Annotated in this window: 3 protein-coding genes; all 3 read right to left on the minus strand. The window is 33.9% G+C overall.

The window, feature by feature from the left end; translation table 11 throughout:
* Positions 1-261, minus strand: a 261-nt coding sequence (locus AB3X49_RS22440) for a DUF3887 domain-containing protein (RefSeq protein ID WP_367964831.1), incomplete at its 3' end; no start/stop codon positions are given.
* On the minus strand, positions 258-941 hold the full coding sequence (locus AB3X49_RS22445; RefSeq protein WP_002165544.1) for a YhfC family glutamic-type intramembrane protease: 684 nt from the start codon (positions 939-941) through the stop codon (positions 258-260). The genes AB3X49_RS22445 and AB3X49_RS22440, both read right to left, overlap by 4 nt.
* A 93-nt stretch (positions 942-1,034) precedes the next feature.
* Positions 1,035-1,751, minus strand: a 717-nt coding sequence (locus AB3X49_RS22450; protein WP_367964833.1) for a GHKL domain-containing protein, incomplete at its 5' end; no start/stop codon positions are given.

A 1,751-nucleotide genomic window follows, 5' to 3' on the forward strand; every position in this document is an offset into this window, starting at 1 on the left:
TTTTTCAATCTTTTCGAATGTACCAGCTTTTTCAATTACAGGCGTAAGATCTTTCATTTTCTCCTCTGATAATGCAGTTTTCATCTTGCTATCAAATTTTTCATGCACTTCTTTATACTTAGATTCATTTAGTAACGTTACAATTTCTTCCGCTTTCGGAATAAACTTTTTTGAAGTACTTTCATCTACTTTATTACCAGTACATGCTGCAAGTGCGAACGCCGCAATAGCACTTATAATAATGAGTAACATTCTTTTCATTTTAATACACCCTTTCTTTTTAAGATGAAACTATAACTAAATACAAGTAACGCACAAATTGCTATTGTAACTTCTACAGTAAATATAGCCCTATTTGCTGGTACGTATAGCGGTATGATGCCTGCTAGTGCATTTACAGTCCCATGGATGAAAATTGCATATACAACATAACGAAATTTCTTTTGGACAACTGCTTGCAATACAATGAATGACAGACCGACATGGATTAACATCGCAAAGATACGTTCCACTCCACCGACAAAATAACTATCCGTATTTCCGCTAACTGTTTGCGATAATAATAGAGATACTACTGGAATACCGACTATCAACACAGCTTCAATACCACCGTGCCCTACTCCGAATAAAAATCCTGACTGCCAATCTCGTTGTTTCATAAAATAGCGCATTGCAATAAAACGAGCTATCTCTTCAAAAATACCAGCTGACAAACTAAGCATAATCGCAAATAATATAGGCTGCATGACACTAAACATTGAAAAAGCTGTGCTATTTCCATTTAAATAATTCAGTATTGGTATACGGATTAAAATTTGTGATACAACAAATGCCAATACGCCTAGCATATACGGGATATAGCGTTTCTTCCAAAAAGCATATAAAAGTGCAACAAGCGGTAACCCTATACTTATAAACGCTGTAAAAATAAGACCATTCATCTCGTTTCACCTCTTACTTGAAGTGTATAAAAACGATTGAAGAAAGTATGTAGTTATTTCTTATTCGGTTTGATTTCCATCATAAATGGTTATCTATTTTTTTAGTATGAAAGTTTGCGTGAAATGAGGACTCATATAAGTCGTTTCTAGCGTTGCATTATTCGTTTTATTTATAATACGTTTTAATGAGAATAACCCATATCCTCTGCCCTCTTCTTTACTCGAATGATTCTTCTCATAAATTTTTTGCAAATCAATCTCTTTATAATTGGAGCTATTACGAACAACAAAATATTGCTCTGCATCCATTTCAAAAAAGGCAATTTGCAGTACCTTTTCCTCACTATGTACCGCTTCTTCAGTTGCATTATCTAATAAGACTGAAATGATACGAATAAAAGGAACTATAGGCATCGAAACCGTCGCTATTTTTTCCGGAATATCAAGCATTACTTTTATTTGTTGTTGCTGGGCAGTACCCACTTTTGCTCTTAATACACTTTTCACTTCAGGTATATGTATACGAGATAATTTCGCAATATCGAGTTCATGATCATTGATTAATTTTAAAGTAGGAGTAATAACCTCATAATAAACTTGCTCGATTTCATTCACATTTTTTGTACGTATTCCCGCTTCTAACGCAAGTAACACATTAATATAATCGTGGCGGAAACTGGCCAATTCATCATGCATCGATTCTAATTTCTCAACATAATCGAGTAATTCTTTATCTAACCTTGTTTCATGTTCTTCTACCAACTTCTCTTTCGCCAAATGCGAACTCAGTAATACAATAAGTAGTAATAC

The sequence above is a fragment of the Bacillus sp. C30 genome (assembly GCF_040838255.1).
GTDB lineage: Bacteria > Bacillota > Bacilli > Bacillales > Bacillaceae_G > Bacillus_A > Bacillus_A mycoides.